Annotated in this window: 5 protein-coding genes; all 5 read left to right on the top strand. The window is 34.2% G+C overall.

Annotation, left to right across the window (positions count from 1 at the left end; translation table 11 throughout):
- Positions 1 to 177: 177 nt before the first annotated feature.
- The 5 genes from EV207_RS22645 to EV207_RS22625 all read left to right on the top strand — a co-directional run bounded on the left by EV207_RS22645 (position 178) and on the right by EV207_RS22625 (position 8630).
- Positions 178 to 564, top strand: a complete 387-nt coding sequence (locus tag EV207_RS22645; RefSeq protein WP_132748682.1) for a hypothetical protein — start codon at positions 178 to 180, stop codon at positions 562 to 564.
- A 209-nt stretch (positions 565 to 773) separates the two neighbouring features.
- Positions 774 to 3284, top strand: coding sequence for a PA14 domain-containing protein (locus tag EV207_RS22640; protein WP_165887047.1), 2511 nt, complete (start codon positions 774 to 776; stop codon positions 3282 to 3284).
- A 229-nt stretch (positions 3285 to 3513) separates the two neighbouring features.
- Entirely contained in the window at positions 3514 to 4392 is an 879-nt protein-coding gene (gene galU, locus EV207_RS22635; protein ID WP_132748677.1) for a UTP--glucose-1-phosphate uridylyltransferase GalU, read from the top strand.
- Positions 4393 to 4545: 153 nt separating this feature from the next.
- Positions 4546 to 7458, top strand: a complete 2913-nt coding sequence (locus EV207_RS22630; protein ID WP_132748675.1) for a CDP-glycerol glycerophosphotransferase family protein — start codon at positions 4546 to 4548, stop codon at positions 7456 to 7458.
- Positions 7455 to 8630: a glycosyltransferase family 4 protein gene (locus EV207_RS22625; RefSeq protein ID WP_132748674.1), complete on the top strand. Its 1176-nt coding sequence runs from the start codon at positions 7455 to 7457 to the stop codon at positions 8628 to 8630. The genes EV207_RS22630 and EV207_RS22625 overlap by 4 nt, the downstream gene beginning before the upstream one ends.
- Positions 8631 to 8827 lie beyond the last annotated feature (197 nt).

Raw genomic sequence — 8827 nt, 5'->3', positions numbered from 1 at the left:
TGTGAAGATTGAGACTCTATGAAAAAGCGAGAAGGTTCATTACTGGTTACTAGACTATGTATTTAACTTGTTTCCACAGAAAATAGCGAGGAACCTAAATATATTCTTAAGTTTATTGATGATAAATATATTATTATTCAAAATCTAAAAAGTTATCAAAAGGAATTTTTGCTTCAATTGAAAAATGGAAAGCCATTAAATTTAACATATTTAACTGAATTAATTAATCCTGAAAAATCAGTTTATATTACAAAAAAAAGAGTACTAGGGCTGAAGATAAGAATAGAAGGTTATTTTTATAGTGATGGGTATGTTATGAAGTCAGAGGATAAACTCTTTGTGAAAATTAAAGATAAAAAGAGGTATGTAGAGCGAATAAAAGTTTCAGACCCAATTGAAATATGGGGTTATCCTATTAAAGATTTTAACTATTCAGGTTTTAAAGTCGATTTACCAATTTGGCATATACAATTTCAATTTGGACTTGAAACTAAAGAAGTTCAGATATCTTTAAAGACAATAAATGTTATTACTAAGTTTTTGCAAATGCTTAAAATTAGTTAATTCATTAAAGAACTATAAAACAAATAAAAAATGAACGAGATCTTAATACACTCTTTTTTAATATTCTTTAATACTTTTAAAATTATCATCAGTATTAAAAATTTTAAGGAAAAGCCGATACTATGTAATGAATATAGTAAACAACATAGTCTAAAAGTAGTTTCTTAGAGGGTGGTATTATTAAAAACGGAAAAAGGATTTATGTGTGGATGATTGTCCCCTTTGTTTGGACAATCTTATTCTTTGTATCGAACAATATTGCAAAAGCGGATGAAGATTTTTGGACCGGGAAAGTATATCCTACTGAAAATTTCAAGGGTAATTCTGTCCAACTAAAACCTTTTAATAATCTTGATTTTAACTGGGGAAAAGGGTCACCAGCAAAAGGAATTCCTACAGATCATTTTTCAACGATATTTCAAAGAAAGATTAACTTAGATGAAGGTGGTTATAATCTTCAAGTATGGGTAAATGATGGTGTGCAAGTATACGTTGACGGGAAACTAAAAATTAATCAATGGCAAAACGTGAGTACTGGTCATTTTGCTAAACCCATTTATTTAAAAGCAGGTACTCATACCATTAAGATTAAACAAAAAGAAATAAGTGGGATATCCAGCCTGAAGTTTATGCTAGACGATCTAATGAGAGATAACCGTTGGTATGGGATGGCTTTCCCAAAGGAAAACTTAACAGGAACACCTGTACTTCTTGGTTATAAACCACAAATACAAGATTTGAACTTTAATTGGGGAAGAGAGTCTCCAGCAAAAGGGATTCCTGCGGATCATTTTTCAACGATATTTCAGAGGAAATTCAACCTGGATGAAGGTGCTTATAATCTACAAGTATGGGCTAATGATGGCGTCCAAGTATATGTTGATGGGGAACTGAAAATTGATCAATGGAAAAATGTGAGCACCGGTCATTTTGCGAAGCCCATTTATTTAAAAGCGGGCACTCATACTGTTAAGATTAAGCAAAAAGAAATAAGTGGGATATCCAACCTGAAGTTTATGCTAGATGATCTAATGAGAGATAACCGTTGGTATGGGATGGCCTTCCCAAAGGAAAACTTAACAGGAACACCTGTACTTCTTGGTTATAAACCACAAATACCAGACTTGAACTTTAATTGGGGAAGAGAGTCTCCAGCAAAAGGGATTCCTGCGGATCATTTTTCAACGATATTTCAGAGGAAATTCAACCTGGATGAAGGTGCTTATAATCTACAAGTATGGGCTAATGATGGCGTCCAAGTATATGTTGATGGGGAACTAAAAATTGATCAATGGAAAAATGTGAGCACCGGTCATTTTGCGAAGCCCATTTATTTAAAAGCGGGCACTCATACTATTAAGATTAAACAAAAAGAAATAAGCGGAATATCCAACCTAAAGTTTATGTTGGATGATCTTTTAAGAGATAATCGTTGGTATGGAATGGTATTTCCAAAAGATAATTTAACAGGATCACCTGTATTGCTAGGCTATAAACCCCAAATTCCGTACTTAGATTTTAATTGGGGGTATGGTTCTCCAGCAGGAGGAATACCATCAAACCACTTTTCAGCGGTATTCCAAAGGAAAATCAATATAGAAAAAAACGGCTCTTATGTTTTAAACGCGAAAGCGAATGATGGTGTTCGTGTCTATGTGGATGGTAAACGTATGATTGATTCATGGATTCCTAGTAATAATAGGCTAAGAACCAGAACTATCAATTTAAGTAAGGGAACTCATGTCGTTCGAGTTGAATACAAGGAAATCACTGAAGCTGCCGCATTAAAATTCGATATTAAAAAACCAGGTCCTAATTATATTTATCGTTACACTAACTATGATTTGACCGTGGACCAAATGATAAACAAACAAATGGAACTAAAAAATCCAGGGCCGCAAACAGATGTAAGGTTCAATGCCTATGTTTCTAGTGATGCAATTGATTCAAATGGTAGAGTTAATGGTGACTGGAATGTAAGGTCTGGACCCGGAACAAATTATGATAAGGTTGATTTACTACATAATGGGGAGACAGTATCGGTAGTTTCTGGCGAAAATGATTGGTATGAGATTAGATACCTATTAGGTGGTTGGGAAAATGCTACATATAATGAAACGTCATATTATATTAATCCAAATAATTTTAGTGTAAAATCGGATGCATACTTCCAGTTCCTAAAACTTTCCGAAAGTGCACAGCTTAATGCTGACGAAGTAAATCAAAAAATCTTAGGTGATAAAGGGATACTTAAAGGAAGGGCACATGCTTTTATTCAAGCGGGTGAAGAATTCCATGTAAATGAAATCTATTTGATCTCTCATGCCTTGCTAGAAACAGGCAATGGTGAATCCGCTCTAGCAAATGGAGTATATTCACATGGTAAGAAAGTTTATAATATGTATGGCATAGGGGCCAGAGATTCTTGTCCTATTGATTGTGGAGCAGAATATGCATATGAGCATGGGTGGTTTTCACCCGATTCAGCAATTATTGGCGGAGCGGAATTTATTGCTGAGAGTTACATTAGCAAGGGTCAAGACACTTTATATAAAATGAGATGGAATCCAGCCAATCCAGCTGCTCACCAATATGCAACGGATATTGGATGGGCAGTTAAGCAAACGTCCAAGATCGATAAACTATACAATTTATTGGAAAGTTACACACTTGTTTTTGATGTTCCAAGATATAAGGTGTTTGGATTAAAAATGGAATGAAAAAATTATTATTGTAAGAAAAAAGCCACCCTAAATTAGGGTGGCTTTTAGTGATTTTGGATAGAACAAACAATGACTGTTGCTACTTTAATTAAATTTATGTATTCGATACACCTACAAAAATTAAGGGTATTGTTGACTGTTACTTTTTATTAAGAGATAATTAAAAGTGTTTGCTAGTTATGTAATAATCAATGAATAAATTACCAATAGGGTATGGGGGATAATTATGCCGAAAGTTAGAAAAGCCATTATACCTGCTGCAGGATTAGGTACAAGGTTTCTACCTGCGACTAAAGCTATGCCAAAAGAAATGTTACCAATTGTTGACAAGCCTACTATTCAATATATCGTGGAAGAAGCGGTTGCTGCAGGTATTGAAGATATTATAATTGTAACTGGAAAAGGAAAAAGGGCTATTGAGGACCATTTTGATAATGCCTTTGAGTTAGAGGACAATTTAATTAAAAAAGGAAAGTTCGAGTTGCTAGAAGAAGTCCGTCAACCAGCAAAGGTAGATATTCATTATATCCGTCAAAAAGAGCCTCAAGGATTGGGGCATGCGGTATGGTGTGCAAGGAAGTTTATTGGAGATGAACCTTTTGCGGTACTTCTTGGGGACGATATTGTTTTATCCGAACCACCATGTATTAAACAGCTGATAACTCAATATGAGCATACAAGTCAATCTGTCGTTGGTGTACAGGAAGTCCCAATATCTGAAACACATCGTTACGGCATTATTGATCCTATAAAACAGGACGGACGATTGTATCAGGTAGGGCGGTTTATAGAAAAGCCAAAATTTGATCCACCTTCTAACCTTGCTATCATAGGTCGTTACGTACTTACTCCCGAGATTTTCAATATATTAGATCAAAAGGAACTTGGTGAAGGAAACGAGATTCAACTAACTGACGCCATACAAAAATTAAATGAACAACAGAAAGCTTATGCATACAAGTTTGAAGGTGAACGGTATGATGTAGGTGAAAAACTTGGATTTGTTACAACAAACATTAGAATTGCATTAAAACAATATCCCGAGTTAAAAAAAGAATTATTAGATATATTGCAGGAATTAAGTGAAACGACAATTGTTATTTAAATAAGTTACTTTGATTTATTGAAAAAAGTGGTCATAAATTAAAATAGCTATGTTTTGATCCCCTGATTTTACAATTTTCGGGGCTTTGTTTTGTCATCCATTTTCGGCAGTGACATATAGTGGTTAGATTATATAAAAGGGGAAATTCGTTTTATGGCTACGTTAGAATCAATCTGGAAACCAAAGTCAGTGACAAGTTGCACGTTGCATTCCTTGGAAGAAAGAAACGGTGATATTCTGGCAAAGGTGTTCATTGATAAAGAAATAAATGAGTCTTTAATAAAAGAGCTTCTATTAATTGGAAGGGAATCTGGAGAAGAATTTGCTTTTCCTCTACATAAAGGTAAAAGTGGCGACCATTTTTTAAACTTATTTGAGGCTGTATTAGATTTGAATTCTAGAGTTATTGACTTTGGCATCGACATATGGGATGGCTATGTCTCCATTCAATCGCAAAGAGGGATGTTGAAAAAACACCGCTTAAAAAATAAATTGAACACTTTGGAAGATCTAATTTTCACGTTAAATAAAGTTCGCAAAACTATTATTCCCTACACGACTGTAAAGGGGAATGTTTCCTTTAAAACCAACCAAATAAGTACATTAACTAAAATAGATCGCGCGTATTTGGATGCAAACGGGTCATTGACGATTCTTGGATATACATACGATCCATTTCGGCCTCAAGGAGAACTTTTAGATTTAAAACAAACAATTATTATCAGAAGCGGTGAAAATGAATATGAAAAACGCTTCATTGCAAAGTTTTTTAACCGTGCTCATTTAGGGAGCGACCTTTCTCAGGACGAAATCATTGGTTTTGAAGCAGAGCTAGATTTAACCCAATTGGATTATCAAATGATTGAAGATGGAAATTTAGAGCTTTTTATGGAGATGGAATACAAACACACTCACCAGAAGTTTATTAAGAAAATCCCTTTCCATATAGATTCTTCAACTGCCATTTTCAATGAAGCATTAGTAGTTGTAGACTCTAGTGAAGGTAAAAAGAGGCTTAGCTTGAAGCGTGATCTGGATTTAGAATCAATATATTTATCCGTTACCAACCATTCGCTTCAAGTGGAAGTTAATACAATTTTTGCGGATCAAGGTAAAATTCAGCTTAATGGTGAACTTGTATACGGTCAAGATCATAACCTGAGTTTTGATGGTCAACATCTGTTAACAATAAAAAAGAGGCATGTGAATACTGTTCATCAGTTACCAATCCAGATAAAAGAATCCGCTTTTTCATGCGAATTAGATCTTGCGGATATGGTAAAAAGAGAGATAATTAGAGATGGCATTTGGGATTTGTATTTGCGGATAGATGGAAAAGACCATCGATTAAAGACCAAAATGGATGGCGTTCCGAATAAGCAAAAGTTGATTATTTTCCCCCAACAAATTGTAACAAATAGTAAGAATTCAGTTTTAGCCGTAAAGCCTTACTATACAGTACAAGATCATGTTTCAATTTTAATTAGGAATTTTATTTACCCCAAAATTATTCAACAAATAAAAGTCACAAATGAACAAATGACGGTTTTAGGGAAAATTAATATTATGATCCCAAATGACAATATCCCAAATCAAATAAAGGGGAAATTGGTAATAAGGTGTGAGTTTGGGGAATTAATCAATTTACCTGTGAATTGGTATTTAAGGAAAACGAATAAAACTCCAGTTGAGTTTGAATTTCAGGCAGACACTGAAACAAAAGGAGAGCAATTCGGCGTAATAAAAGAGTTGCTTCTTAAAAACATAAATTTTGATTCTGTTAAATGTGAAATTGAACTTGATGACTGTAAGTCGCAATTTAATATCAATCTAAATCCAGAGAAAATCGAATTAACACTGGAAGACAAATTGGTAAAAAAGGCAAGAGTTAATAGGATACTAAAAAAATCCAAAAATATATTCTATGGTTTCTTAAATAAAATAGTGCCTATGAATTCGAAAACCTACATTTTTCAAAGTTACTACGGAAATAGTTATGCATGTAACCCAAAGGCTATATATGAGGAACTGCTTAAGCAGAATAAAAAGGTAAACGCAGTATGGGTTATGAAAGATCTTAAAAAAACTATTCCCGGGAATCCCAAAATCGTTAAACCACGTTCATTCAAATACTACTATTATATGGCGGTTGCTAAATATTTCGTTAATAATGGAAACTTCCCCGACTTTTATAAAAAAAGGAGTGGGGCTATTCATGTCCAAACATGGCATGGAACACCATTAAAAAGATTAGGCTATGACGTTGACCCAGACTCAATCTCATATAGTGAAAATACATCAATTAATCTAATGAACCGTGTTAAGCGCTGGGATTACCTGGTAGCTCCGAATTCATATACAGCAAATATTTTAACAAGAGCATATAATTTTCAAAAAACTGTCTTAGAAGTGGGTTATCCTAGGAATGATATTTTCTATCAGGAAGACAAAGATTTGAAAATAAGAGAGATCAAAAAGAAACTTAATATACCCCGGGATAAAAAAGTCATTCTTTATGCTCCAACATGGAGGGATACTGAACACAAAAGTGGAAAAAAACATGAACCATATGAATTCCGTTTTGATTTCGAGAACTTTAAGGAGAAATTTGGTGACGAGTACGTATTACTCCTAAGACTGCATTACTTTGATGCAGCACGTATTCAAACTTTTGGTTATGATGATTTAGTATATAATGCTACTTATTACGATGATATTAAGGATCTTTATCTCATATCCAATATCTTGGTTACAGATTACTCGTCAGTTATGTTTGATTTTGCAAATTTGAATCGTCCTATTATTTTCTTTACCTATGATTTGTTTATCTATGAATCAAAGATGAGAGGATTTTATTTTGACTTCAAAAATGATGCTCCAGGCCCGCTTGTAACTAATGAGGAAATGTTATACGAGGCCATAGAAAATATTGATTTACTAAAGGTTGAATATAGTGAGAAATATCAAGCCTTTCGAGAAAAATTTTGTAATCTAGATGACGGTTCGGCATCCAAAAGAGCCATAAATGCAGTATTTCGCAAAAATGGGATAGGTGAACGGAAATGAAAATAAATTTCTTGATTTTTGATATATTTGGTATGGGAGGCACGGTCCGTACTGTATTAAATGTCGCAAATTATTTGGCGGAGAATGATTATGATGTGGAGATTATAAGTGTCTTTCAAAAAAGGAACCAACCATTTTTCGAAATAGACCCGCGGATTAAGGTAACGATTCTCCATGATTCCGTGAATCGCCAAAAGAAACCAAAAAAATTAATGGGAAAGATCGGAAATCGATTACTAAAGTTAAAAAGTCGTTTAATCCATAAGGATGATGAGGCACACCATGTCTTTTCCTTACTTACAGATTTAAAAATGTATAGCTACATTAAATCACTGGAAAGCGGAATATTAATAACTACAAGACCAAGCTTTAACATATTTGCTGCAAAGTATGCCAAGCCGGGTGTTAAATTAATTGGTCAAGAGCATCTGAATTTCGGTGTCTATTCCGACGATTTAAAAAAGGCTATAACTACCTCCTATGGTAAGTTGGATTATTTAGTTACACTGACTGATGATGATACATCAGACTATAAATCATTATTCTCCAATAAAAAGGTAAGGGTAAGAAAGATAACTAATTCGGTGCCTAAATTCGAAGGGAACAGTTCTAAGCTAGATGAAAAGGTCGTTATAGCGGCGGGAAGACTCGCCCCTCAAAAAGGATTCGATCTCCTGATTGATTCCTTTACAACAGTGATAAAAACTCATCCGGATTGGAAATTAAAGATATTTGGTTACGGTCGTGATAAAGCTGAACTCCAACAATTAATTTTGGATAAAAAAGTGTATAATAATGTTATATTAATGGGACCTACAAAGGAAATGGAAAAAGAACTATCCAAGGCATCTATCTATGCACTTAGTTCCCGATTTGAAGGGTTTGGTATGGTGATTGTTGAAGCGATGCAATGTGGGGTTCCGGTGGTAAGTTTTGATTGTCCAAAAGGCCCTGCGGAGATTATATCGCATAATAAAGACGGGATTCTTGTGAAAAACGGTGATATCGATGCTTTGGCAAGTTCACTTATTGATTTAATCAATAATGAGGAAAAAAGAAAAGTGTTCGGAAAGAATGCTTTAGTTAATGTAAAACGGTTTGAAATTGATAATATTGGAAGGCTTTGGCTGGAACTATTGGGCGATATTAATGGCATAAAAAAAGCTAATTAATGGAAATAACTGCCAACCATATAAAAGATTATGGCGTTTCGTTAGTTATTCAACTTGAAACGCCATTTTTCGATAAGGATTGAAATTTCAAGTGAAAAGTCTTATAACCTGAGTTTTGCAGCTAAAACGCAGAAAAACAGCCTGGAACCCGCATGATTGCCGGCTTCATGGCTGTTTTAGTTTGTCAGAAAGTTGTA

Origin of the sequence: Scopulibacillus darangshiensis, from assembly GCF_004341035.1 — a bacterium.
GTDB classification, from domain to species: Bacteria; Bacillota; Bacilli; order Bacillales; family Sporolactobacillaceae; genus Scopulibacillus; species Scopulibacillus darangshiensis.
The sequence above is the reverse complement of the archived record's forward strand: the minus strand, read 5'-3'. Positions and strand labels throughout refer to the sequence as shown.